This window comes from Sphingomicrobium clamense (assembly GCF_019264355.1).
Taxonomy (GTDB): Bacteria; Pseudomonadota; Alphaproteobacteria; order Sphingomonadales; family Sphingomonadaceae; genus Sphingomicrobium; species Sphingomicrobium clamense.
In genome coordinates this window covers 2148201-2172312 of record NZ_JAHVAH010000001.1, presented here as the reverse complement: position 1 = coordinate 2172312, position 24112 = coordinate 2148201, and the positions used below count along the sequence as shown (strand labels likewise).

At 65.6% G+C, this 24112-nt stretch carries 29 protein-coding genes; 9 read left to right on the top strand and 20 right to left on the bottom strand.

Annotated features, from left to right (window positions below):
• Window positions 1–16 precede the first annotated feature (16 nt).
• Window positions 17–2437, bottom strand: a complete 2421-nt coding sequence (locus tag KTQ36_RS11100; protein ID WP_218633922.1) for a ligase-associated DNA damage response DEXH box helicase — start codon at window positions 2435–2437, stop codon at window positions 17–19.
• A gap of 5 nt (window positions 2438–2442) precedes the next feature.
• Window positions 2443–2622: a hypothetical protein gene (locus KTQ36_RS11095; protein ID WP_218633718.1), complete on the bottom strand. Its 180-nt coding sequence runs from the start codon at window positions 2620–2622 to the stop codon at window positions 2443–2445.
• 70 nt (window positions 2623–2692) lie between these two features.
• Between KTQ36_RS11095 and KTQ36_RS11090 the strand changes: the two genes are divergently transcribed.
• On the top strand, window positions 2693–3682 hold the full coding sequence (locus KTQ36_RS11090) for a ligase-associated DNA damage response exonuclease (RefSeq protein WP_255554578.1): 990 nt from the start codon (window positions 2693–2695) through the stop codon (window positions 3680–3682).
• Window positions 3683–4303: a hypothetical protein gene (locus KTQ36_RS11085; protein WP_218633716.1), complete on the top strand. Its 621-nt coding sequence runs from the start codon at window positions 3683–3685 to the stop codon at window positions 4301–4303.
• Here KTQ36_RS11085 and pgmG read toward each other — a convergent pair.
• Complete coding sequence (gene pgmG / locus KTQ36_RS11080) at window positions 4300–5667, bottom strand: phosphoglucomutase/phosphomannomutase PgmG (RefSeq protein ID WP_218633715.1); 1368 nt, start codon at window positions 5665–5667, stop codon at window positions 4300–4302. The two genes, KTQ36_RS11085 and pgmG, sit on opposite strands and share 4 nt — an antisense overlap.
• A 21-nt stretch (window positions 5668–5688) precedes the next feature.
• The gene (locus KTQ36_RS11075; RefSeq protein ID WP_218633714.1) at window positions 5689–6495 is read right to left on the bottom strand and encodes a division plane positioning ATPase MipZ; all 807 of its coding nucleotides are present in this window, start codon (window positions 6493–6495) and stop codon (window positions 5689–5691) included.
• Window positions 6496–6555: 60 nt separating this feature from the next.
• Between KTQ36_RS11075 and panC the strand changes: the two genes are divergently transcribed.
• Window positions 6556–7395: a pantoate--beta-alanine ligase gene (panC, locus tag KTQ36_RS11070; RefSeq protein ID WP_218633713.1), complete on the top strand. Its 840-nt coding sequence runs from the start codon at window positions 6556–6558 to the stop codon at window positions 7393–7395.
• Between the two features lie 91 nt (window positions 7396–7486).
• Complete coding sequence (locus KTQ36_RS11065) at window positions 7487–7789, top strand: SEL1-like repeat protein (RefSeq protein ID WP_218633712.1); 303 nt, start codon at window positions 7487–7489, stop codon at window positions 7787–7789.
• Window positions 7790–7833: 44 nt separating this feature from the next.
• On the opposite strand, the gene pal is transcribed toward KTQ36_RS11065, so the two are convergent.
• The 16 genes from pal to KTQ36_RS10985 form a co-directional block, all read right to left on the bottom strand.
• The gene (pal, locus tag KTQ36_RS11060) at window positions 7834–8355 is read right to left on the bottom strand and encodes a peptidoglycan-associated lipoprotein Pal (protein ID WP_218633711.1); all 522 of its coding nucleotides are present in this window, start codon (window positions 8353–8355) and stop codon (window positions 7834–7836) included.
• A 31-nt stretch (window positions 8356–8386) separates the two neighbouring features.
• On the bottom strand, window positions 8387–9718 hold the full coding sequence (gene tolB, locus KTQ36_RS11055) for a Tol-Pal system beta propeller repeat protein TolB (RefSeq protein WP_218633710.1): 1332 nt from the start codon (window positions 9716–9718) through the stop codon (window positions 8387–8389).
• A 14-nt stretch (window positions 9719–9732) separates the two neighbouring features.
• Complete coding sequence (locus tag KTQ36_RS11050) at window positions 9733–10512, bottom strand: hypothetical protein (RefSeq protein WP_218633709.1); 780 nt, start codon at window positions 10510–10512, stop codon at window positions 9733–9735.
• Window positions 10509–10961: an ExbD/TolR family protein gene (locus tag KTQ36_RS11045; RefSeq protein ID WP_218633708.1), complete on the bottom strand. Its 453-nt coding sequence runs from the start codon at window positions 10959–10961 to the stop codon at window positions 10509–10511. Before KTQ36_RS11045 ends, KTQ36_RS11050 begins: the two co-directional genes overlap by 4 nt.
• Window positions 10961–11614, bottom strand: a complete 654-nt coding sequence (gene tolQ, locus KTQ36_RS11040; RefSeq protein WP_218633707.1) for a protein TolQ — start codon at window positions 11612–11614, stop codon at window positions 10961–10963. The genes KTQ36_RS11045 and tolQ overlap by 1 nt, the downstream gene beginning before the upstream one ends.
• 29 nt (window positions 11615–11643) lie before the next feature.
• Window positions 11644–12096: a YbgC/FadM family acyl-CoA thioesterase gene (locus KTQ36_RS11035; RefSeq protein ID WP_218633706.1), complete on the bottom strand. Its 453-nt coding sequence runs from the start codon at window positions 12094–12096 to the stop codon at window positions 11644–11646.
• 46 nt (window positions 12097–12142) lie between these two features.
• Window positions 12143–13306 carry a DUF3089 domain-containing protein gene (locus KTQ36_RS11030; RefSeq protein ID WP_218633705.1) on the bottom strand — a complete coding sequence of 388 codons (1164 nt, stop codon included), beginning with the start codon at window positions 13304–13306 and terminating at the stop codon, window positions 12143–12145.
• A complete protein-coding gene (ruvB, locus tag KTQ36_RS11025; RefSeq protein ID WP_218633704.1) occupies window positions 13306–14340 on the bottom strand; it encodes a Holliday junction branch migration DNA helicase RuvB in 1035 nt (344 codons plus the stop codon). The genes KTQ36_RS11030 and ruvB overlap by 1 nt, the downstream gene beginning before the upstream one ends.
• The gene (locus KTQ36_RS11020; protein ID WP_218633703.1) at window positions 14340–14900 is read right to left on the bottom strand and encodes an energy transducer TonB; all 561 of its coding nucleotides are present in this window, start codon (window positions 14898–14900) and stop codon (window positions 14340–14342) included. The genes ruvB and KTQ36_RS11020 overlap by 1 nt, the downstream gene beginning before the upstream one ends.
• A gap of 87 nt (window positions 14901–14987) precedes the next feature.
• Complete coding sequence (locus KTQ36_RS11015) at window positions 14988–15428, bottom strand: hypothetical protein (RefSeq protein ID WP_218633702.1); 441 nt, start codon at window positions 15426–15428, stop codon at window positions 14988–14990.
• Entirely contained in the window at window positions 15425–16021 is a 597-nt protein-coding gene (gene ruvA / locus KTQ36_RS11010) for a Holliday junction branch migration protein RuvA (RefSeq protein ID WP_218633701.1), read from the bottom strand. Before ruvA ends, KTQ36_RS11015 begins: the two co-directional genes overlap by 4 nt.
• A 26-nt stretch (window positions 16022–16047) precedes the next feature.
• Window positions 16048–16530 (bottom strand): crossover junction endodeoxyribonuclease RuvC, encoded by a 483-nt coding sequence (gene ruvC, locus KTQ36_RS11005; RefSeq protein WP_218633700.1) that lies wholly within the window; start codon window positions 16528–16530, stop codon window positions 16048–16050.
• Between the two features lie 2 nt (window positions 16531–16532).
• Window positions 16533–17285, bottom strand: coding sequence for a YebC/PmpR family DNA-binding transcriptional regulator (locus tag KTQ36_RS11000; RefSeq protein ID WP_218633699.1), 753 nt, complete (start codon window positions 17283–17285; stop codon window positions 16533–16535).
• A 62-nt stretch (window positions 17286–17347) separates the two neighbouring features.
• Entirely contained in the window at window positions 17348–17668 is a 321-nt protein-coding gene (locus tag KTQ36_RS10995; protein WP_218633698.1) for a YbjQ family protein, read from the bottom strand.
• A gap of 24 nt (window positions 17669–17692) precedes the next feature.
• Window positions 17693–18769: a DUF2855 family protein gene (locus tag KTQ36_RS10990; protein WP_218633697.1), complete on the bottom strand. Its 1077-nt coding sequence runs from the start codon at window positions 18767–18769 to the stop codon at window positions 17693–17695.
• Window positions 18770–18796: 27 nt separating this feature from the next.
• Window positions 18797–19039: a DUF2312 domain-containing protein gene (locus KTQ36_RS10985; protein ID WP_218633696.1), complete on the bottom strand. Its 243-nt coding sequence runs from the start codon at window positions 19037–19039 to the stop codon at window positions 18797–18799.
• Window positions 19040–19195: 156 nt separating this feature from the next.
• Between KTQ36_RS10985 and pyk the strand changes: the two genes are divergently transcribed.
• The 5 genes from pyk to KTQ36_RS10960 all read left to right on the top strand — a co-directional run bounded on the left by pyk (window position 19196) and on the right by KTQ36_RS10960 (window position 24087).
• Window positions 19196–20671, top strand: a complete 1476-nt coding sequence (pyk, locus tag KTQ36_RS10980) for a pyruvate kinase (RefSeq protein WP_218633695.1) — start codon at window positions 19196–19198, stop codon at window positions 20669–20671.
• Window positions 20672–20765: 94 nt separating this feature from the next.
• Window positions 20766–21386, top strand: a complete 621-nt coding sequence (locus tag KTQ36_RS10975; protein ID WP_218633694.1) for a DUF2975 domain-containing protein — start codon at window positions 20766–20768, stop codon at window positions 21384–21386.
• Complete coding sequence (locus tag KTQ36_RS10970; RefSeq protein ID WP_218633693.1) at window positions 21386–21616, top strand: helix-turn-helix domain-containing protein; 231 nt, start codon at window positions 21386–21388, stop codon at window positions 21614–21616. Before KTQ36_RS10975 ends, KTQ36_RS10970 begins: the two co-directional genes overlap by 1 nt.
• 56 nt (window positions 21617–21672) lie before the next feature.
• Window positions 21673–22506 (top strand): hypothetical protein, encoded by an 834-nt coding sequence (locus tag KTQ36_RS10965; protein WP_218633692.1) that lies wholly within the window; start codon window positions 21673–21675, stop codon window positions 22504–22506.
• A gap of 48 nt (window positions 22507–22554) precedes the next feature.
• Entirely contained in the window at window positions 22555–24087 is a 1533-nt protein-coding gene (locus tag KTQ36_RS10960) for an acyl-CoA carboxylase subunit beta (protein ID WP_218633691.1), read from the top strand.
• The last annotated feature ends 25 nt before the right edge of the window (window positions 24088–24112 follow it).

Genomic DNA, 24112 nt, shown 5'->3' with positions numbered 1-24112 from the left:
CTGCACCTGTCGTGAACTAGTCGTCGAGCCGCATCGCATCGGCGGCGAGATCCGCCTCGGCCTGCTTGAGGATTTCCTCGTCCACCGCGCCGCCGGGTGCCTGTTCGCGGCCGATGACGACCATCATGGGCACCGCGAGCGGGGTGACGCGGTCGGCGGCGACATGGACCATCGTGTCCTGCGCGCGGTCGACGAGACGGGCAAGTCGGCCAAGCTCGGTCATGCGCGCCTTGGCATCCTCCCACGCCGCGCGGAGCAAGAGATGGTCGGGCTCATATTTGCGCAGGACGTCGTAGATGAGGTCGGTCGAGAAGCTGACCTGCCGCCCGGTCTTGCGCTTGCCGGGATGCTGTCGCTCGACCAGTCCGCCGATGACCGCCACCTCGCGAAAAGCGCGCTTGAGGAGGTGGCTGTCCTCGACCCACTGCTTGAATTCGCCTTCGAGGATGTCGGCCGAAAAGAGCGGGGCGGGGTCGATGACCGGTTCGAGCGAAGAGACGGCGAGCGCATAGTCGTTGGCGACCCATGACAAGGGTTTGAGGTTGGCCTTTTCCATGCGCTTGGTGAGCAGCATGCCAAGCGACTGGTGCGCGTTCCAGCCCTCGAACGAATAGATGCACATGTAGTGGCGCCCCTCGCGCGGGAAGGTCTCGACCAGCAGCTGGTCGGGCTCGGGCAGGATCGAGCGTTCGCCCTGCACGAACAGCCATTCCTTCACGTCGTCGGGAAAGCGGTCCCAGCGCGAACGATCGGCGAGGAAGCCGCGCACGCGCGCCGCAAGATGCGTCGACATGCTCATCCGCTGCCCGCCATAGGAGACGATGCGCCCCGACTGTTTCGATGCGCGCACGATGATGTCGCTGTCCTTGAAGCTTTCGACCTCGAGGCTGATCCCCGAGAAGAAGAAAGCGTCGCCGGGCGCGAGCGTCGAGCCGAAGCTTTCCTCGACCTTGCCGAGCCGACGGCCATTCTTGAAGCGCAGTTCCATCATCGGATTGTCGACGATGACGCCCGCATTGAGCCGGTGCTGGACCGCGAGCTTGGGCTTGGTCAGCCGCCAGACGCCGGGCTCGCCCTCGGTCAGCCGCTTATACTTGTCATAGGCCTTGAGCGCGTAGCCACCGGTCGAGTTGAATTCGAGCACACTTCGGAACGTGTCGGGTGTGAGTCCCGCATAGGGCGCGGCGGACTGGATTTCGGCCAACAGCTCGTCCTCATGGAACGGGCCTGCGCAGGCGAGCCCCATGACGTGCTGGGCCAAAACGTCGAGCGCGCCGGGGCGGAACTGTTCGGGGTCGAGCTCGCCATCCTCGATCGCGTCGAGACAGGCGCGAGCCTCGAGATATTCGAAGCGGTTGCCGGGCACGATCATGCCCTTCGAGGCCTCGTCGAGCCGATGGTTAGCGCGGCCGATCCGCTGGAGGAAGCGGCTGGAGCCCTTGGGAGCGCCCATCTGCGCGACGAGATCGACATTGCCCCAGTCGAGCCCCATGTCGAGCGAGGCGGTCGCGACCAATGCGCGCAGCCGCCCGTCGGCCATCGCCGCCTCGGCCTTGCGCCGCGCCTCGATCGCGAGGCTGCCGTGATGGACGCCTATTGGAAGCTGCTTTTCGTTGTTCGACCAGAGGTCTTGGAAGATGAGCTCGCACAGCGAGCGCGTGTTGCAGAAGATGATCGAGGTCTGGTGTTCCTCGATCAGATCCATCACCGGCCCAGCGGCGTAGCGCCCCGAATGACCGCCCCAGGGAATGCGCTCGTCCTCGGGCATGAAGATGGACAGTTCGGGCCGCGCACCCGGTTCGCCGGTGACCAGCCGCACGGCATCGATGTCGGCATCGGGGGCGAGCCAGCTGCGATAGGCGTCGGGATCGGCGATGGTCGCCGACAGGCCGACGCGGCGCATGGCGGGGGCCAGTTTCTGCAGCCGCGCGATGGCGAGGCTCAACAGGTCGCCGCGCTTTTCCTTGGCGAAAGCGTGGACCTCGTCGACGATGATCGTCTTCAGCCCGCCGAACAGCTCCTCCGCCTCCGGATAGGAGAGCAGGAGCGAGAGGCTCTCGGGCGTGGTCAGCAACATTTGCGGCGGGCGCGTGCGCTGTCGCTGCTTTCGGTTCGACGGCGTGTCGCCCGAGCGCGTCTCAACGCGGATCGGAAGGTCCATCTCCTCGATCGGGGTGAGGAGGTTGCGCTGGACGTCGACCGCGAGCGCCTTGAGCGGCGAGATGTAGAGCGTGTGCAGCCCGTCGGTCGGGGCCTCGATCAGGTCGACGATCGAGGGGAGAAAGCCTGCGAGCGTCTTACCCGCGCCGGTCGCGGCGACGAGCAGGGTGTGGTCGCCCGCGCGCGCGGCGTCGAGCATGGCCAGCTGGTGATCGCGCACGCGCCAGTCACGCTGCGCGAACCAGTCTTCGACAACTTCAGGGAGCTTGGCGGGCAGCGATCCTACTCGTCCGGATGCTTGCGTTGATGCTCTTCGTGAATTTCCTCGCGCAGTTCCTCGGTGGCGCGCTCGGTGCGCTCCATCGGGATGTCGCTTTCCTTATTCTTGCGAATGACGAAGACGAAGATGACGCCGAGGACGATGACGCCGATGACGGTGGCGAGGCTCCAGAGGCTTCCCATAGTGTAATTCCTTTCTGTCGCGCGGGAACCCGCGCAGGGTCTCACCCACTATAATGCAGGTATGGGTCGCTTGGGTTCATGGATCGAGCCTTTTCCTGAAGGCATCTACGTCAAACCCGCCGACGCGTGGGTCGATCCGATGCAGCCCAAAGCCAAGGCTTTGGTCACGCACGGGCACGCCGATCACGCGCGCGGCGGGCATGAGGCAGTGTGGGCGACGCCCGAAACGCTGGCCATCATGGGCGTGCGCTATGGCGAGCAGAACGAGCAGCCGGTCGCCTATGGCGAGACGGTGCGCGTGGGCGAGGTGGACGTCAGCTTTGTGCCCGCGGGCCACGTGCTCGGATCGGCGCAGATTGTGCTCGATTACCAGGGCGAGCGGGTAGTGGTGTCGGGCGACTACAAGCGCCGCCCGGACCCGACCTGCGAGCCGTTCGTGGTAACGCCTTGCGATATCTTCATCACCGAGGCGACCTTCGGGCTACCCGTCTTTCGTCATCCCGATACGGGGGCGGAGATCGACCGGTTGCTGGCGCGCCTCAATGCCGAGCCCGAGCGGTGCGTGCTGGTCGGCGCCTATGCGCTGGGCAAGGCGCAGCGGGTGATCAAGGAGATGCGGCTGCGCGGGCATGACGCGCCGATCTATATCCATGGCGCGCAGGAACGGCTGTGCAATCTCTACCAGGAATTGGGCGTCGACCTTGGCGAACTGCGGCTGGCGACGGGCGTGCCGAAGGACGAATTGCGCGGCAAGGTGGTGGTGTGCCCGCCGGGCGCGCTCAACGACCGCTGGAGCCGGCGGCTACCCGACCCGCTGACCGCGATGGCGTCGGGCTGGATGCGTATCCGGCAGCGCGCGCGGCAACGCAATGTCGAATTTCCGCTGATCATGTCGGACCATGCCGACTGGGACGAATTGACGACGACGATCAAGGAAGTCGCGCCTAAGGAAGTGTGGATCACCCACGGGCGCGAGGATGCGCTGCAGCATTGGTGCATGACGAACCAGATCAAGGCCCGTGCGTTGCATCTGGTAGGACGAGAAGACGAGGACGACTAGATGACGAGGGCATTGTTGATGGGCGCATCCGCGCTGATGCTGTCGGCGTGCGGGCGCGAGGTGGAGCCGGAGACGGTCGAGACCGAAGGCGATGTGCCGGTCGAGGAGGTCGTCGTCGACGAAGCGCCGGTGCCCGAGATCGGCAGCGTCTACACCCATCTCGACGAATGCGAGATCACCGCGCAGGACCGCGAGGGCGGCGGGCTGGAGCGGACCTGTCCGGGGCAGGGCGGCTACGAGCTGACGGTGCGAACGGCGGATGCGCGCGATACGCTGACGATCGCGACGGCGGGCGATCAGAGCGCCGAGATCGACCTGACGCGGCTGGTTGCGGGCGGGCAGTTCAATTCGATCGGACCGGTGGTCGAATGGCGCGGGCCGACGCCCGAGGAGCCGCGCATGCTGATCGTGCGGCTGGACATTGCGGACCCGACCGATCCGATGGCGGCGGCGAGCTATCTGGGGCTGATCCGGCTCGAGGGCGAGCCGTGCATCGTCGCGCGCGTGCCGCCGGGGCCGGGACAGACGGTGGCGGCGCGCAAACTGGCGGACCGTCCGACGCTGCCTGATTGCCTCAAGGCCAAAAATGACGAAGCGGCGTCCGAGGATGCCGACGCCTAGGCGCGGCTGACGCCAAGTTTTCCCAGTTCGCTATCGATTTGCGCGACGAGGCGGTCGAGGCCGGCCTGGTCGCTGGCTTCGGCGCGGGCGGCAAGGACGTCCTGCGTGTTGGACGCGCGCAGGAGCCACCAGCCGTCGGGCGAGCTGACGCGCGCGCCGTCGGTCTCGTCGACGTCGGCGCCCGAGGCGCGCAGATTGTTGAGCAATGCGGTGACGACCTCGAACTTGTCCTTGTCGCCGACGGGAAAGCGCATTTCCGGCGTCGAGACGGCGTGGGGCATGGCGTCGTGGAGCTCGGTGAGCGACTTGCCGGACGCGGCGATGGCTTCGATCAGGCGGACGGCGGCGTAGAGCGCATCGTCGAAGCCGTACCAGCGGTGCTGGAAAAAGATATGGCCGCTCATCTCGCCCGCGAGCGGGGCGCCGGTTTCCTTCATCTTCGACTTGATGAGGCTGTGGCCGGTTTTCCACATGAGCGGCTCGCCGCCCAGCTCGGCAACGCGCTCGAAGAAGGTGCGGCTTGCCTTGACGTCGGCGATGATGGTCGCGCCGGGATGGTCGGCAAGCACGGACTCGGCGAGCAGCATGAGGATCTGGTCGCCCCAGATCACGCGGCCCTCGCCATCGACTGCGCCGATGCGGTCGCCGTCGCCGTCGAAGGCGATGCCGAAATCGAGGTCGTTCTCGCGCACGAGCTCCTTGAGATGGGCGAGGTTTTTCTCGACCGTGGGGTCGGGATGGTGATGCGGGAAGGTGCCGTCGACCTCGGCGAGCATGACGTGATGTTCGCCCGGCAGGCGCTCGACCAGCATTTCGAGGACGGGGCCGGCGGCGCCGTTGCCCGCGTCCCAGCCGATCTTATATTCGCCGCCCTGGAAATCCTCGACGAGGCGGTCGGCGTAGCGTTGCTGGATGTCGACCTGCTCGACCGAGCCGGTGCCTTCGCTCCAGTCGCCCGAAAGCGCGATCGCGCCGAGCTCCTGGATGGCGTCGCCGTGGATCGAGTGGCCGCCCAGCGACATTTTGAAACCGTTATAGTCGGACGGGTTGTGGCTGCCGGTAACCTGAATCCCGCCATCGACGCCGAGCGTGGCGGCGGCGAAATAGAGCATGGGCGAGGGACCCATGCCGACCTTGACGACGTCGAGCCCGCCGGCGGTGAGGCCGTCTACGATGGCGTCTTCGAGGCGCTCGCTGTGGAGGCGACCGTCGCGGCCGACGGCGATCTTCGTCGCGCCCTTGGCGGTGGCCATGGTGGCGAAGGCGCGGCCGAGCGCGCGGGCGTCAGCCTCGTGCAGCGTGTCGTCGACGACGCCGCGAATGTCGTACTGGCGCAGGATGGTGGGATGAAAGCTGTGACTCATGGGCGAAGGCCCTAACGTGGATCAGCCCGCCGCGGCAATGGGGCCTTCGTCATTGGCGTTGCGCTCGCTGCCCGGAAGCCCGAGCCCGGCGACCATTTCGCGCAGCTCCTGCCTCGCTGCGATGTGGCCGAGCCCGACCTCGCCCAACTGCTCGAAGTCGAGGAGGGTGAGGCCCTTGGGGAAGAGCTCGCGGTAGATGACGCGTTCGCCCAAACCCGGGATGACGCGGAAACCAACACGGCGGGCGAGCTCGTCGAGCGCGGCGCCGACGCGGCGCAGGTTGTGGCTGTCGATATGCTGGAGGCGGTTGCGCAGCACGACCCAGTCGACGCTCTTGCCGGTCTGTTTGGCGCGCATCTGGCGCGACTGCCAGATCAGCTCGGAATAGAAGCTGGGGCGGGTGACCTTGAAGGTGTCGGGGTCAACCTGGCCGATGAGGTCGAGATCGACGAAGCTGTCGTTCATCGGCGTGACGAGCGTGTCGGCCATCAGGATCGCGGCCTTGGCGACCTCGTCGTCGCGGCCGGGCGTGTCGATGATGACGACGTCCATACCGGGCGCGGTTTCGCGGATCGCATCGTGGAGCGCATCGACCGTCTGTGCATCGACGACCCGATAGGTGGCCTGTGGCAAATCCTTGCCGAGCCGGGCAATCGTCGCATCGCGATTTTCGAGATAGCGGGTGAGGGTGCGCTGGCGATGGTCGAGGTCGAGTGCGGCGACCTTGTGGCCGGTCGCGGCGAGCGCGACGGCAGTGTGGACGGCGGTCGTGGACTTTCCCGTGCCACCCTTTTCATTGGCGAAGACGACGAAATGCGGTTGGCCCATGGCCAAAATTCCCCCTAGAAACCTTTTGCTACCCAGAATCCTATCGGAGGCCCCACCCCCGTGCAAACCATAAATGGCTATGATGGCTTGGAAAAAGCGCTCTCGGCCCTGCGTGAGGGCGGGCAACGGATCGCGATGGTGCCGACCATGGGCGCGCTGCATGACGGGCATCTGGCGCTGGTGGCGCGCGCGAAGGAGGTTGCCGACAAGGTGGTCGTGTCGATCTTCGTCAATCCGCTCCAATTCAACGACAAGGGCGATCTCGACCGTTATCCGCGGCAGGTCGAAAGCGATGCGGCGAAGCTGGAGGCGGCGGGGGCGGACCTGTTATGGCTTCCGACCAGCGACGATTTCTATCCGCAAGGCTACGCGACAACGATCTCGGTCGCGGGCGTGTCGGAGCCGTGGGAAGGCGCGCACCGCCCGGGCCACTTTGACGGGGTCGCGACGGTGGTCGCCAAGCTGTTCACCGGCATTGCGCCAGACGTCGCGGTGTTCGGCGAGAAGGACTGGCAGCAGCTGGCGGTGATCCGGCGGATGAACGCAGACCTGGGGCTGGGTGTCGACGTGGTGGGCCATCCCACGGTCCGCGCCGAAGACGGGCTGGCGCTATCCTCGCGCAATGCATTGTTGAGCGAGGAAGAGCGACAAGCCGCTGCGACCTTGCCCGATGCACTCAAGCAAGCGGGCGCGGCCATTGCGGCCGGGACCACGCCTGCCGAGGCGCTGGCCCAAGTCGAAAATCGGCTTGCCAATGCCGGGTTCGGAAAGGTCGACTACGTCGCTTATGTCGATCCGGACAGCCTCGAACCGCTCGACATGCACCAGAATGGTGCGCGTCTGATCGCCGCCGTTTTCCTCGGAAAAGTGCGATTGATCGACAATATGCGTGTCGAATAGGACACAGTTTCAAACATGGTCACCAGCGCGTTAACCTTTTCATAGGGAAGCGCCGACAAACCTGTCTCCAGCAACAGACAGGGGAAGTTTCATGGCGATCAGTCAGAAAAGCGCGGAGTTCCTGCTTCAGTCCAAGCTTGCCGATGCGGCGGGTGGGGACATCGAAGCCTTGTTCGATCTCGGCGTCAGCTATTCGACCGGACGTCGCGGTTGTACGGTCGACCTGATCGAAGCGCATAAATGGTTCAACCTTGCCGCGCTCAACGGGGACGAGCGGAGCAAGGATTGCCGCGCGGAAATCTCGATGGAAATGACGGCGCGCGAAATCGCCGAAGCCCAGCGCCAGGCGCGCGCATGGCTGCACATGAATGGCGGGCAGCGTTACGCCGCCTAGCAGTACGGAGAAGTGGGGGCGCCCGAAGACGCCCCCAGCAATGATTACTGAACGACGACCGTGACGGCGCGACGGTTTTGCGCCCAGGCGGTTTCGTTCGAGCCGATGGCGACAGGGCGTTCCTTGCCCCAGCTAACCGTAGTCAGGCGAGTCATCGGCACACCCTGCGACACCAAATAATCGCGCGCGGCATTGGCGCGGCGTTCGCCCAGCGCGAGGTTATATTCGCGCGTGCCGCGTTCGTCGGCATGACCTTCGATCGAGGCATTGACCGAGCGGTTGGAAAGCAACCAGCGCGCCTGCGCGGCGAGCGTAGCCTTGGCGGCATCGTCGAGCAGATGCTCGTCGGTCGCGAAATAGACCGTGTCCGAGCCCGCAGCGGCGATCAGGTCGGCCTGCGCACCGGGCAGCTCCACCAAGTCGATATCGTCGTTCACGTCGGTGGTGGTGTCGACTTCTTCGTACGTGGGCGCGGCAGGTGCGCTCTCGACCGCCTCGTCCTTCTTGGAACAGCCGGCAATGGCGATGGCAGCGACGCCGATGAGGGCGATGTTGTGACGACGCATATTCATTCTCCTTGGCAAAATCAGGCGGGGGTTAGTTCTGTAACGGCGACCAGCTGGGATCGGATCCACCCAGCGGGGTCGGCATACGCTGCGGTCGTCCGCCCGCAACGGGGACCGCGTAAAGCGTGGCATCGCCGCTACCTTGCGACGTGCGATGGAACATGACGAACTGGCCATTGGGCGCCCAGCTGGGCCCCTCGTCCTGCCAGGCCGAAGTAAGCAGGCGCATGCCCTGGCCCGAGGGCGACATGACGCCGATGCGGAACTGGCCGCCACCGATCCGGGTGAAGGCGATGAGGTCGCCGCGCGGGCTCCAGACGGGCGAGGCGAATTGCCCGCCGCCGAAGCTGATGCGGCGCTGGCCCGAGCCGTCCGCGTTCATGACGTAGAGCTGCTGCGAGCCGGAGCGATCGCTCTCGAACACGATGCGGCGCCCGTCGGGCGAGAAGCTGGGCGAGGTGTCGACCCCCGGCGCATCGGTCAGGCGGCGCGGCGTGCCTCCCGAGGCCGGGACGACGTAGATGTCGCTATTGCCGAACGTGCCCATCGAGAAAACGATGTTGCGGCCGTCGGGTGAATAACGCGGGGCGAAGGTGAAGGCGGTGCCGGGCACCAGCAACTCGCTGCGTCCCGAGGCGAGGTCGAGCTTGTAGACCCGCGGGCGACGGCCCTTGTAGCTCATGTAAACGAGCTGGCTGCCGTCGGGCGAGAAGCGCGGGGTGAGGACGGTTTCGGCGCCTTCGGTGAGGTAGCGATGGTTGGAGCCGTCGCTGTCCATGATCGCGATGCGCTTGATGCGGGCGTTCTTGGGCCCGGTTTCCGCGACATAGACGATGCGCGTGTCGAGATAGGCGCCCTCGCCGGTCAGGCGGGTGTAGATGACGTCGGCGCACTTGTGCGCGGCGCGGCGCCAATCGTCGGGCTGTACGGCAAACCCCTGGCGAATCAGTTCGCGGCGGGTGATCGTGTCGAACAAATAGCAGGCGACGACGAGGCGGCCCGATCCGTCGACATCGACGCTGCCCGAAACGAGCGCCGAGGCGCCGAGATCGCGCCATTCGTCATAGGCAGGCGCGCGCACTTCGCCGAAATCGAGACCGCGAATACCCACGGGGCCGAGCGGGGTAACCGCGCCCGTGCGGCGCAAATCGGAGGCGATGACGTCGGCAACGTTGCGGCCAAGCGCGAGCGTGTTGCCCGCGCTGGTCTGCGCGACGCGCTGGGTCGGCATGGCGGGGACGGCGACGGGGGTGGGGCCGTCGCGACCGCCGATAACGTCGACCTCGAGCGGCGGCGGATCCTGCGCGATCGCCGCGGCGGGCAGCGCAAGGATGGCGAAGAGGAAAGCAATGATCTTGGGCATGGTGGGCGCTCCTCTTAAGGCAAGCGATAGGTCATGTTGATGTTCGACCAGCCGCCGGCTGCGGTCTGGTAAAGCTCGGGCGGCAGGCCGCGCAAGGGGGCGCAGCCGACATAGGTGGCGATGGCGAGGTCGCGCACGCGGTCTTCGTAGCGCGCGTTGTCGGGCGTGACGCCGGCGGTGCGCACGACGCGCGGGCGGCTGATCAGGCGGCCGTCACGCGCGAGCTTGAGGTTGAGCGTGACGCGGATCTGGTTGGCGCCGGGACCCGGATTCTGCTGGAGGTCGGCGCAAGGCTGAACCTGGCGGCGGATCGCCTGCTGGATCGAGGCCATGGCGGCGGCGTCGATGACGGGCGCCGCGGCCTCTCCGCTCTCGGCGCCGGCCTGGCGCGAGGTGTTGCCGCGGTCGCGCCCGTCAATCTCGAGATCGTCGAGGCGGCCGGTCGGGCGCGGATTGCGGCGTGGCGTCGGACGCTCGGTGCGCGGAGGTGCAGGCTCGGTGGCCTCGGACGCCGCGGGCGGGTTCGGCGTGGCGTCCGGGGGAGGCGGCGCAAGATCGGGCTCGGGCTCGGGCGCGATCTCCGGCTCGGTGGTCGTCGCCTGCGTGGCGAGCGCGCTCTCTTGAACCGCGGCCACCGATTCCAGCCCGACATCGTCGACAAATTCGACGGCGATGGCGGGCGGCTCGGGCGGCAGTGCGTGGCTGGCAAGGCTCAGCGAGAGCGCCGCGACCAGCGCCACGTGGAAGGCGACGGACGCTGACGTGCCGCGCCATTCGGAGGCGGCGAGGTTCACCGTTGGCCCTCTCCGACGCTGACCAGGGCAACGCGGTTGAGGCCCGCACGGTTGAGCTCGCCCATCACGCCCATCACCGCGCCATAGTCGAGGCTGCGGTCGGCGCGCAGGTAGATGCGGCGGCCCTCGGGCGGGGCAGGCTGCGCCGCGATCTCCTCGAGCCGCGCGGGGAGATCCGACAGAGCGACCGGCTCATCGCCGATCGAGACGTTGCCGGCGGCGTCGATGGACAGCTGCACCGGTTCCATATTCTGGTCGAGCGTCTCGGCGCGGCTCTCGGGCAGGTCGACTGCGACCCCTGCGACGAGCAGCGGGGCGGTGACCATGAAAATGATGAGCAGGACGAGCATCACGTCGACCAGTGGGGTGACGTTGATCTCGCTCATCGGCGCGCGGCGCTTTCGGCGGCCACGCTGGAGATGGCTGTGAGCGGCGGCGCCCATGCCCATCAGCCCTTCTCCATCTCGCGCGCGAGGCTCGCCTGGAAGCGGTCGGCGAAGCGGCCGAGCTGGGCTTCGTAAAGATCGAGGCGGTGGGTAAGGCGGTTATAGGCGATGACGGCGGGGATCGCGGCGAACAGGCCGATGGCGGTGGCGAACAGCGCTTCGGCAATGCCCGGCGCGACGACCGCGAGCGAGGTGTTGTTGGCGCCCGCGATGGCGGTGAAGCTGCGCATGATACCCCACACTGTGCCGAACAGGCCGACGAAGGGCGCGACGCTGCCCACGGTGGCGAGGATGTTGAGCCGGTCGGACAGGCGGTCGAGCGAGCCGGCGATGGCGGCGTCGGTCGAGATGGAGATGCGTTCGCGCAGGCCTGCCTTGTCGTAGCCGGTGGCGCGCGGGCGACGATATTCGTCGAGCCCGGCGCGCACGATCAGCGCAGGGGGCAGCTTGTCGCCGCCGCGCCGCTCGAGGAAGGCGGCGATGTCGTCGGCGCGCCAGAAGTCGTCGATGAATTCGCGGGTGCGCTTGCCCACGCTGCGCAGCCGCGCGCTGTGGGTGAAGATGATGCCCCAAGTCCAGACCGAGGCGAGGAGCAGCCCGACCATGACGAGCTTCACCACGAGATCGGCCTGCAGGAACAGATGGAGCGGGCTCATCAAGTCGCCCGTTGTGGTCACTTCCGGCATCATACCCCTTCGCTCACCGCCTTGAATTTCTCGATCCATTCGGGCGGCTGGCGGCGCGGCCGACCCTCTGGCGTCAACAGCGCCGCGGTGACTTCCGCGTGCGCCAATAATTCGTCGCCTCTCATGACTCGCTGATGAATGAAACAGCTGGCGGCGCGGACATTTTCGACGGTCGAGATCACGGTGAGTTCGTCGTCGAGCTTGGCAGGTGCCTTCCAGTGTATGTCCATATGGGTCACCGCATAGGCGCCTTCGCCCGCGTCGATTGCCGCGCGCTGGTCGATCCCGCAGGCGCGCAGCATGTCGGAGCGGGCGCGCTCGAAATAGCGCAAGTAGTTGGCATGATAGACGATTTGGGAAAGGTCGGTGTCTTCGAAATAGACCGTGACCGGGAAGAAATGTTCCCGCCCCTCGAAGCGCCCGCGCGCTGCCCGCAATTTGCTGTCGCTCATCGTCTGCCGTCCTAGCGGCGTGCGAATCGCGGGGGAAGAGGGGACGTCAGTCCGACGACGAGCCGAAAGAAATATCCGCTCGACTGCCCAGCCGCGCGAGGTCGGAGACGATCGAGCCGTGGGCGATCGAGATGTCGTAGAGATGCTTGCCCCAGCCCGGGAGGAAGATGCCGAACTGGCCGACTTCGCCGCCGATGCGCGAGGTGCGCTTGTCGCCGGGGCCGCGGGGCAGGCGCACCTCGAGCCAGGCGGCATTGCCGTCCTCGCGGCAACGCGCGAGCAGGAAGTCCTGTCCCGAAATGTAGGCGCTGGGGGGCGCGCCGGCCGACGACCAGCGCACAGGGCCGCCCGGCGTGGGGTAGCTGGAGCGGGCATAGAAAAAGCCGTCGAGCGGCGCCCAGCCCTTGGCGCCCGGGTCGCCGGGATGAACGCAGCTATTGGCCATGCCCTCGGGCGCGCGGCCGAACTGCGCGCCGGCGGGAGGAATGCGCCCCTCGGCATAGGTCGACCAGGTCACCACGCATCCAATGTCGTCCTCGGTCCGGCACAGCGAAATGTTGGAATAGCGCGCGGGACGGTCGCTGCCCGGTGCGCGGCCGATATTCCAACCGGCGAGATAGGCGCGCACCAGCCGGTCGCGCGCGGGGCTCTGGTCGAGCTTGTTGGCGATCAGCTCGTCGAGCATGATCGCGCCCTGGCTGTGCCCGACGAGCACGAAGGGGCGGCCCTGGTTATGATGTTCGAGATAATAGTCGAACGCGTCGGCGACATCGCCATAGGCGAGCATGCCAGCGGGCAGCACGTCGCCGCCGGTCGCGGCAATGGCGATCGAGGACATGGTCATCTGGCGATAGACGGGAACGAAGGGGCGGCAGACCTCGGGAAAGCGCGTGAACTGGTATTGGGTGACGTAATATTCCTCACGCGAGGAGGGCGTGAGGTCGGCATTCATGCCGGGATCGCTGCTGATGGTCGGATAGACGTAAAAGCAGTCAATCGGCGGTGCGGCGGCGGGACGGGTGATGCCGGTCCGACCCCAGCCGTCGGGGGTGAGCGGCGTGATCTCGATCCCGCGTCCGCACAGGTCGGCGCGACCGGGCAGGCAGATCCAGTGGTCGGGATTGGAGTAATCGGGTGCGGGGGGCGCGGTCTGCGCAGAAGCGGGCGTGGCCGCCACCGCTGCCAGCAATCCAAAAATCGCCTTACGCATCACTTTTCCCCGTCGAACAATCCGTCCTGTGCTTGCCTGGGCGGGGTGAGGCCGAGATGTTTCCAACCCTTGCCGCCCAGCACGCGCCCTCTTGCCGTGCGCGCGATGAGGCCAAGCTGAATGAGATAGGGTTCGATCACGTCCTCGATTGTGTCGCGCGGTTCGGAGAGGCCAGCGGCGAGGGTTTCGATGCCCACCGGGCCACCACCGAAATGGTCGGCGATCATGGTGAGGTAGCGGCGGTCCATCGCGTCGAGGCCGAGTTCGTCGATTTCGAGCCGCTTGAGCGCCTTGTCGGCGCATTTGCGGTCGATGCTCGCCTCGCCGTCGGATTGGGCGAAGTCGCGGACGCGGCGCAGCAGGCGCCCGGCGATGCGCGGCGTCCCGCGGCTGCGGCGGGCGATCTCGCGGGCGCCATCCTCGGCGACCGGCGCGTCGAGCAGGGCAGCGGCGCGGGTGACGACCTGGAGCAGCTCGTCCTCTGTATAGAAATTGAGCCGCACGGGAATGCCGAAGCGGTCGCGCAGCGGGGTGGTGAGCAGCCCCTGGCGCGTGGTCGCGCCGACCAGCGTGAACTGGGGCAGGTCGATCCGGACCGAGCGGGCAGACGGCCCCTCGCCAATCATGATGTCGAGTGCGCGGTCTTCCATCGCGGGATAGAGGACTTCCTCGACCGCGGGGTTCAACCGGTGAATCTCGTCGATGAAGAGGACGTCGCCTTCCTCGAGATTCGTCAGCAGCGCGGCAAGGTCGCCCGACTTGGCGATGACCGGGCCGGACGTGGCGCGAAAGCCGACGCCCATTTCACGCGCGACAATGCCGGCGAGCGTGGTCTTGCCGAGCCCCGGTGGGCCGAACAGAAGGACATGGTCGAGTGCTTCCTCGCGCCCCTTGGCGGCGTCGATGAAGACGCGCAAGTTTTCGCGCGCGCCCTTCTGACCGATAAACTCGCCCAGTGTCTTGGGACGCAGCGCGGCGTCGGCATCTTCGCTACGGCGCTCGGGCGTCGAAAGGCGGTCGGGATCGGTGGCCATCAGTCGGATTTTACCGCCGTTGCGAGGAAACTGTCGTCCGGCCGGTCGGCACAGCGTTCGAGCGCGGTGCCGAAATTGGCGCGGAACGCCTTATAGCGCGCGGCGACGTCGGCGCTGCTGCCCTTGTCCATGGTAGCAAGTAGCAGGAGGCCGCTGAGCATGTGGTAGATGCTGCTGTTGGTCGCTTCGTTCTCGCTAGAAAGCGACTGCCACCAGCCCAGGGCGAGTCCCGCCTGCCGACAGGTATAGCTCGGGATATTGTCGGGGTTGAACGGCAAATAACCGATCGCGATGGCGACGAGGTTGCCCTCCGCACTGCCACGGATCGTCTTGTTAGACAGCATCGCAATCGCATCTGCATCGAGCAGGTCCGAGCCGCTAGGGCTGGCGATGACGAGATCATCCAATTCGCCATTCGCGCCGATGCGTGCGTGGACGGTCACCGTTCCGAAATGGCCAAGCGCAGACGCTGATTCGGGCCGCTCCATGGGCAAGTCCATGGTGCGGTCGACGGGCGGTGGCGATGCCGTTGCGGCAAGAAATGTCAGCAAGGCGATCATCAGATGAAACTCCCACGCGGCGACGCCCGAGTGCGGCCGTGCGGTCAGACTAGCGGGTTCGCCCGCGTGCTGCAGTAGGAAAATCGCTTAAAGTTTGTGACGGCGAATCATGTTGAGGATGACCGGCACGACCTGCGCGAGCAGCATTGCGAGCAAGACGTAGAAGGGCAGCACGACGAGCCCGAGCACAGCGGTCGATCCGCCCTCGCCCTCGGCCACGTCGAGCAGCGCCCAGATCATCCAGGCATTGCCGATGAACCCCGTGAGACCCCAGGTCAGTCGCGGGACGAGGTTTTTGCGGGGGCGCGCGGCGTAATAGGCGATCATGCCGGGCGCGATGACCCACAGCAGCATGATCAACAGCGCCATGAGATCGCTCGCGGTGAAGGGATCGGGATTCTGGAGCGAGAGGTAGACGGTAAGGCTGGCCAACACGAGCACTTCGACCGCGATGCCCCAGCGTACGAAGTCCATCCAGTGGCGCGGATGCTGCGGCTTGGGCGGGACGGGGCGTTTCTTGCGGCTCATTTTCCGACCTTCTTGAGTGCTGCACGGACGAGGGCGTCGAGGCTGGCATCGTCCTCCAGCTCGCGCTGGGCTTCGGCGACGGCCTTTTGCGCGGGCGCGGGCTTGAAGCCGAGGCCGGTCAGCGCGGCGACCGCGTCGGCGGCGAGGCTGCCCTTGGGCGCGTTGGCACCACCGGCAGCGGCCACGGCGGGGTCACCGAGTTTGCCGGCCAATTCGTTGACGATACGGCTGGCAAGTTTGGGCCCGACGCCGTTGGCCTGCGCGACGCGCGCCTGGTCGCCGGTCGAAACGGCGGCGGCGAGTTCGTCGGGGCTCATGACGGTGAGGATGGCGAGCGCGACGCGGCCGCCGACGCCCTGCACGCCAGTGAGCGCGCGGAAAGCGTCGCGTTCGGCCGCATTGGCAAAGCCGTAAAGCGTCATAGCATCTTCGCGTACCTGAAGTTCGGTCATCAGCGCGACGTGGCCGCCGACCGGCCCGAGCATCTGGATCGCCTTGCCCGAAATATGGACGAGATAGCCAACCCCCTGAACGTCAAGGACGCAGGTGTCGGCGGTGGTTTCGAGAAGCTTTCCGGTAAGGCGCGCAATCATGGGAGGCAGGTTAGCCGGAAGTGAGATTAGCGCAAGCGCGAGCTGGCCATGTGGTGGGCGTGAGTGATGGCGACGGCGAGCGCGTCGGAGGCGTCGGGGCCGGCGATCTTCACCCCCGGCAGCAGGCGCGAGACCATGGCATGCACTTGCTTCTTGTCGGCGGTGCCGGTGCCGACCACTGCCTTCTTGACCAGCCGCGGTGCATATTCGCCGACGTCGATGCCGTGGCGAGCGACCGACAGCAGGATCGCACCGCGTGCCTGCGCGAGCTTGAGCGTCGACTGCGGGTTCTTGTTGACGAAAATTTCTTCGGCGGCGGCCGCGGCGGGCTCGTGATCGGCGACCAGTGCATCGATCATGGAGGCGAGGTGCGAAAGGCGCCTGGGGAGCGCTTCCTTCGCATCAGTCTTGAGCTGTCCGTTGGCGAGATGCTTCAGGCGGTTGCCTTCGGCCTCGATCAGGCCCCAGCCGGTCGTGCCGAGCCCGGGATCGAGGCCGAGAATGCGCATGGCTACTCGGCCTGGCCGAGCCGCTCCAATTCGGCGTCGGAGAAGGTGTAGTTGCCCCACACGGTCTGAACGTCGTCATCATCTTCAAGCGCATCGATCAGCTTGACGAGCGTGTCGGCGTCCTTGCCTTCGACTTCCTGCTCAATCTGGGGGCGCCAGGCGAGTTTGGCCGTGTCGGGTTCGCCGAGCGACTTTTCGAGCGCGGTGGCGACTTCGTGGAGCTGGTCGGCCTCGGTCCAGATGGTGTGCGTGTCGGCATCCGACTGTATGTCGTCCGCGCCCGCTTCCATCGCAGCTTCGAGGACCTTTTCCTCGTCGAGCCCCTCTGCCTTATATTCGATCAGCCCGAGGCGGTCGAAACTGTGCGCGACCGCGCCCGACGAGCCCAAGTTGCCGCCATTCTTCGAGAGGATGGTGCGCACGCTGGTCGCGGTGCGGTTGCGGTTGTCGCTGAGCGTTTCGATGATTAGCGCAACGCCGTTGGGGCCATAGCCCTCGTAGCGGATTTCTTCGTAATCTTCGCCTTCGGAGGCCGAGGCCTTGTCGATCGCCTTCTTGATATTGTCCTTGGGCATCGACTGCTTTAGCGCGGTGTTGACCGCCAGGCGCAGGCGCGGGTTCATGTCCGGATCGGGCAGGCCCATCTTGGCCGCGACGGTGATCTCGCGGCTGAGCTTGGAGAAGAGCGCCGAGCGCTTCTTGTCCTGCGCGCCTTTGCGGTGTTTGATGTTGGCGAATTTACTATGACCGGCCATCGGGGTCCTCTTGGTTTGCTTTGGCCCGACCCTATAGGGGGAGGAGCGGCAAGTTCAATGGCTTAGCGCAGCTTCACCGCGGTGCCCGAGATCGAGACCATCAGCATCGAGCCGGCCTTGCCGAGCACTTCATAGTCGAGATCGCAGCCGACGACCGCGTCACCGCCGAGGCGGCGGCACTTGTCGACCATTTCGAGAATCGCTTCGCGGCGCGCGCGTTCGAGCACTTCCTCATAGGCACCCGCGCGCCCGCCCACGAGGTCGCGGATCGAGGCGAAGATGTCGCGGAACATGTTGGCGCCGACGATGACTTCGCCGGTGACGATGCCGAGATAGTCCTGGACTTGGTGGCCGTCGACGGACGGGGTGGTGGTGACGATCATGGGAAGCTCCTGTTGTGGCGGCGATCAGGGGACGATCACCAAACCTTGGTCGGGGGGCCAGCTGCCGTCGTGGAAGCGGGCGTAGACGTCCTGCAACGTGGGAAGGCCGGCGCGTTCTTCAATGGTCATCCAGCCTGCGGTGGCCTTGGCGGCTTTGGCGACGAAGTCGCCCGAGCGGCGGTCATATTCGGCCGGGCCCCATAGCTTGACGCGTTCGAGGATGTAGCGCGGGGCGAAGAACATTTCCTTCGCGTCGCTCTGCCCCGAGCCGCCACCGGACAAAGCGGTGTCCGCCCCGGGCGCGTGGGTCGCGCCGACGTTGTAGCGATAGACGAGACGGTCGCCGAGCCGCGCGAACAGGGCGGCGACCAGCAAGGGCATGCCGGCCATGTCGACGAGCACGCTCTTCGCCTCGTCGAGTTTGTCGACGTCGTCATAGGCGAGGACCTCGTCGTAGAGTCCGGTCCCTTGGACGAAGTCGACATTTCCGGGCGACGTGAGGCCGACCGTTTTGGGCGCGGCGTCGTCTTGGTGGAGGCCGTACGCGAGGCCGAGCGAAGTCTTCGACGAAGCGCTCGAGATGAGGATGCGGTCCGCGCTGTGCCAGTCGCGCTCCTTGAGCACGTCCCACAGACAAAAGGATGTCATGTGGAGCGGGGCGAGGAGGATCTGGACGTTGTCACGCGCCGCGTCGGGCTCGGCTGGGAGGCGACGATAATGGTTGTAGAGCTGTGGTAGCGCTTGGCGGTGCGGCGCCGTGTCGACGAGGCTTCGCTCGCTGACCTTGCCCGGCACGAGATTGGCGATCTCGGCGGGCGGGAAATAGCCGTAGAAGCGCTCGCCGACCGCGACGTCATCGCACGCGCTCTCGACAACCTTTGCGGTCGCCCAGACGGGGATCTGCCCCCAACCGTCCTCGCTCGCGGGGAAGAATTGCCAGTAGCCGAGCATGTCGCCGGCGACGGCATAGGTCATGTTGTTCGCGGTGAAGGCGAAGCGTTCGACGGCGAGCCGGATGGCGCCGTCTTCGAGCGCGGGAAGCGCTCGTTCGATCAGTCTCGATCGGGAGAGATCGTCCATCCGCACTTCGAACTGCTTCATGACCGTCTCTCCCGTTTCGAGTGATCCTTACGCCATTCCCAGCGCGGCGCGGTAAGTCTCGATCAGCGCGTCCATTTCCTGGAGCTCGTGGCTCTCCATCTTCCGCAGCGCGACGATCTTGCGCATGGTCTTGGTGTCATAACCGTTGGCCTTGGCCTCGGCGTAGACGTCCTTGATGTCGTCCGCGATGCCCTTTTTCTCTTCTTCGAGACGTTCGATGCGTTCGATAAGCAGGCGAAGCTGGTCGGCTGCGATGGCGCCGTCGGCCATGGATGGTTCTCCGAATCTAAAGTGGTTGGTTTCGCAGCGGTCCTAGGCGAGGGCGGCGCGCCGCTCAAGGCGTCATGCATACGTAAACACGTGTCGCTAGCGGTTGCGCGGAAAAACCAGCCCGCTATGGCGGAGGCGCGACAGAAAGAAACGACGATGAGCGACAAGCTGAAACCCAGAGACCGCAAGGTCCGCATCCTCGCCACGCTTGGCCCGGCGAGCGACACGCCCGAGATGATCGAGACGCTCTCGAGGGCCGGGGTCGATGCCTTCCGGATCAACATGAGCCACGGCGAGCGCAAGGAAAAGGCGGCGCTGTTCGACCATATTCGCGGGCTCGAGCAGAAGCTGGGACGCCCGACCACCATCGTCGTCGACCTGCAGGGTCCCAAGCTGCGCGTCGGCAAGTTTGCGGGCGGCAAGGCGATGCTCGAGGACGGGCAGACGTTCACGCTCGACCGCGACGAGGCGGAGGGCGATACAAGCCGCGTCCAGCTGCCGCACGCCGAATTGTTCGAAGCGATCGAGGCGGGATCGCTGTTGCTGGTCGACGACGGCAAGCTGCGGCTGCGCGCGACCGAGGTGAGCGAGGACAGGATCGTCACCGAGGTCGAGGTCGGCGGCAAGATTTCCGACCGCAAGGGCGTCAACGTGCCCGACGTGCTGATCCCGATCCCGGCGCTCACCGACAAGGATCGCAAGGATCTCGACTTCGCGCTGGAGATGGGGGCCGACTGGGTCGCGCTCTCTTTCGTCCAGCGCCCAGAAGACGTGGCCGAAGTGCAGGACATCGTGAAGGGCCGCGCGGGCGTGATGGCCAAGATCGAGAAGCCGCGTGCGGTCGACGCGCTCGACGACATTCTCGCGCTCGCCGACGGCGTGATGGTGGCGCGCGGCGACCTCGGCGTCGAGCTTCCGCCCGAGAAGGTGCCGCCGGTCCAGAACAAGATCATCGCCACCGCGCGCAAGGCGGGCAAGCCCGTCGTCGTCGCCACGCAGATGCTGGAATCGATGATTACGTCGCCCACGCCTACGCGTGCGGAAGTGAACGATGTGGCCGATGCCATCTATGACGGCGCGGATGCGGTCATGCTGTCGGCGGAAAGCGCGGCGGGCCAGTTCCCTGAAAAAGCGGTCAAGATGATGGACCGGATCGGGCGTGCGGTCGAAGAGGATGAGCGCTACGGCGACCGCGTCCACTTTACCGAAACGCTCCCCGAGGCAACGACCGCGGACGCGATCTCGCAATCGGCGCGCGGGATCGCCGACACGATCAGCGCGAAGGCGATGGCCTGCTACACCAGCTCGGGATCGACCGCGCGGCGCATCTCGCGCGAACGGCCGCTGGTTCCGATGCTGGTGATGACCGCGAGCCTCGGTGTGGCGCGGCGGCTCGGCCTGTTGTGGGGCGCGCACGCGGTACACACGCGCGACGTGTCGAGTTTCGAGGAGATGGTCGGCAAGGCCAGGCGCATGATCCTGCGCCACGACCTCGCCGAAGCAGGGTCGCGCGTCGTGCTGATGGCGGGTGTGCCGTTCGGCCAGTCGGGGAGCACCAACGTGATCCACGTGGTGAAACTCGCCGGTGACGAGCTGGAGACTTACCAGCGAAGCCTCGATCTGGATGAGTAACGGCAACAATTTTACGTAAAACATAAAAAAGCTTGCGCGAATCGAAAAGATCGGTCAAAAGCTCCCTGATTGCGAAATTGGGGAGAGAATCATCGTGAGTGTGAAATTCTTGCGCGGCCTGCTGACCTTCTTCGGCTGGCTCTGGATCGTGGGTATCGGCATCCTGCTCTTGCGTGCGGGACTGAAGCTCTTCGACGGCAGTTTTGGGCAGGCGGTCTACGCCGCTTCGAGCACCAACATCATCGTTCGGCCGTTTGAAGGCGGCTTTTGGGACGCCAACCACGGCCAGGTCCGTGTGATGGACCAGCCCATCCTGGCGGGCTTCCAGCTCGTTTTGAAAATTGCATTCCTGTTGCTGCTGGCGCGCGTGTTCTTCCAGCTGCGCGACTTGCTGAAGCGGATTGGCGAAGGCCAGATGTTCGAAGATGCGAACGTCGCGGCGCTGAAGAATATCGGCCTCGCGCTATCGGCAATTTGCGTATTAAGCGTCGCGGGTGCGGTGATCGTTCAGACCTGGTTCCTGTCGCTGATCGATCCGGTCGACGGGATGATCCTGCATCCGTCGCTCAGCTGGGATGTCGACGGCGTCAACAATATCTGGATGGAATATAGCCCGCCGATCAGCGCGCTCATCCTTGCGATCCTCGCCTTCGTCGCGGCGGATGCTTTCAAGCGCGGCAAGGAATATCGCGAGGATAGCGAGGGAGTGCTCTGATGGCGATCGTCACCAATATCGACGTCATGATGGCCAAGAAGAAGATGAGCCTGAAGGAACTGGCCGAGCGGATCGGCATGTCGAATACCAACCTCTCGCTGCTCAAGAACGGCAAGGTGCACGGCGTGCGGTACCGCACGATGGAGGCGCTATGCCGCGAGCTCGATTGCCAGCCGGGCGACCTGTTCGAATATCGCGCCGACGAAGAGGAAGAGCGCGGGCAGGGCTGACCTTATCGCATCTTTTTAAAGGCGAGGCGCGTTCGGGACATCGAGAGGGAGATCGAATGCGTCTTGTTTTGCCAGTCCTGATGCTCGCCGCCTGTTCGCCGCTGGGCGAGAAGCCCGAAGCCGAGCCCGATGCGGACTGGCCGACGATCCTCGAGGCCGAGCCTACCGATCCGGCGCCCTTGCTCGCCGCCGAGCACGAGCGGCCCTATGAGCGGATCACCCGCGAGGCGACCGACCTGTGGGTCGGCAACGACCGCTCGCTCCGCGCCGAGATCACGCCGCTGGCCGACATGCTCGAACAGGACGGCGTCCTCGCAGGCTGGGGCACCGGTGGCGGAAGCGCGATGTTCGACCTGGCGGTGACCGAAGCGGATTTCGACGCGCTGGTCGCCGAGCAGGGCTGGGACATCCCGCCTTATGTCGGGCTGACCTTCGTCCATCCGCTCCAGATCAGCGCGATGAGCCTTGCGGCGTCCGAATATGTCCGCTTCATGCCGGTCGAACCGCAGCGCACCGTGTTCCAGCTCGAAGCGCTCGGACAGGGGCGCATCTTTCTCGAAAATGGGTGCCTTTGGGTCGGAGAGCCCAACGGCATCAGGCGGCTGGCCTTTTTCCATGCGGAGACCGGAGTCGACGTGCGCGACGGCGAGCTGGTGCTGGTCGATCGCACGACGACGCGCACCCGCGGCAAGGTCGGCGAGCAATTCAGCTGGGGCGCGCCCAACCCGTTCAACGAAGAGTGGGACGCGGCCAAGAAACTGCGCGAGGCGTGCGGCGATGCGGACGTGACAAACGTGGGCAATCCCGAGGCAACGACCCTGTTCGAGGCGCGTTATCCGGGTGCAGCGCAGGAGCGACCCAACCCGACCCCGCCGCTCGCGGAGAATTGACGCCTCCCGCCTTCCTGTGCCACGCGCGCTGCCAACAGGAGAGGTGTTTTGGGTACGACCATCGAAGAACTTGAAGACCGCCGCGAGCGCGCGCGCCTGGGGGGCGGGCAGAAGCGGATCGACGCGCAGCATGCCAAGGGGCGCCTGACCGCGCGCGAGCGGTTGGAAGTGCTGCTCGATCCCGGCAGCTTCGAAGAAGTCGACATGTTCGTCGAACATAACGCGATCGATTTCGGCATGGACGAGCATCACATCCCGGGCGACGGGGTCGTGACCGGGTCGGGGACGATCAACGGGCGGCTGACCTACGTCTTCGCGCAGGACTTCACCGTGTTCGGCGGGTCGCTGTCGGAGCGGCATGCGGAAAAGATCTGCAAGATCATGGACGCGGCGATGAAGGTCGGCGCACCGGTCATCGGGCTCAACGATTCGGGCGGTGCGCGCATCCAAGAAGGCGTCGCCAGCCTCGCGGGTTATGCCGAGGTATTCCAGCGCAACGTGCTCGCCTCGGGCGTCGTCCCGCAGCTGTCGGTCATTATGGGCCCGTGTGCGGGCGGGGCGGTCTACTCGCCCGCCATGACCGACTTTATCTTCATGGTCGAGGATACGAGCTACATGTTTGTCACCGGCCCTGAAGTCGTAAAGACGGTGACCAACGAGGAAGTGACGCAGGAAGAGCTGGGCGGGGCGAAGACGCACACGACCAAGTCGGGTGTGGCCGACGCGGCGTTCGAGAATGACATCGACGCGCTGCTCGCGACGCGCGAATTCTTCTCCTATCTGCCGTCGAGCAATCAGGACGAGGTGCCCGAGGTTCCGACCGAGGATCCGTGGGACCGGATCGAAGACAGTCTCGACAGCGTCATCCCGGCGAGTGCCAACCAGCCCTACGACATGCACGAAGTCATTCGGAAAACGGCCGACGAGGGTCGTTTCTTCGAGATCCAGCCCAATCATGCCGCCAACATCATCGTCGGCTTCTGCCGCATCGAGGGGCGCACGGTGGGCGTGGTCGCAAACCAGCCGATGGTGCTGGCGGGCGTGCTCGACATCAATTCGTCGAAGAAGGCCGCGCGGTTCGTGCGCTTCTGCGATGCATTCGAAATCCCGATCCTGACCTTCGTCGACGTGCCGGGCTTCCTGCCGGGTGTGGGTCAGGAGCATCACGGCATCATCAAGCATGGCGCCAAATTGCTGTTCGCCTATGCCGAGGCGACGGTGCCCAAGATCACGGTGATCACGCGCAAAGCTTATGGCGGGGCGTATGACGTGATGGCGTCGAAGCATCTGCGCGGCGATTTGAACTATGCCTGGCCGAGCGCGGAAATCGCGGTGATGGGCGCCAAGGGCGCGGTCGAAATCATCTTCCGCAAGGATCGCGACGATCCCGACAAGATTGCAGAGAAGACGGCCGAATATGAAGAGCGCTTCGCCAACCCGTTCGTGGCGGCGTCGAAGGGCTTCATCGACGACGTGATCATGCCGCACTCGACGAGGAAGCGGGTTGCGCAGGGGCTACGCAAGCTGCGCAACAAGAGCCTCGAAAACCCGTGGAAGAAGCACGACAATATTCCGCTCTAGGAGTGCACCATGGCTGAAGTGATAG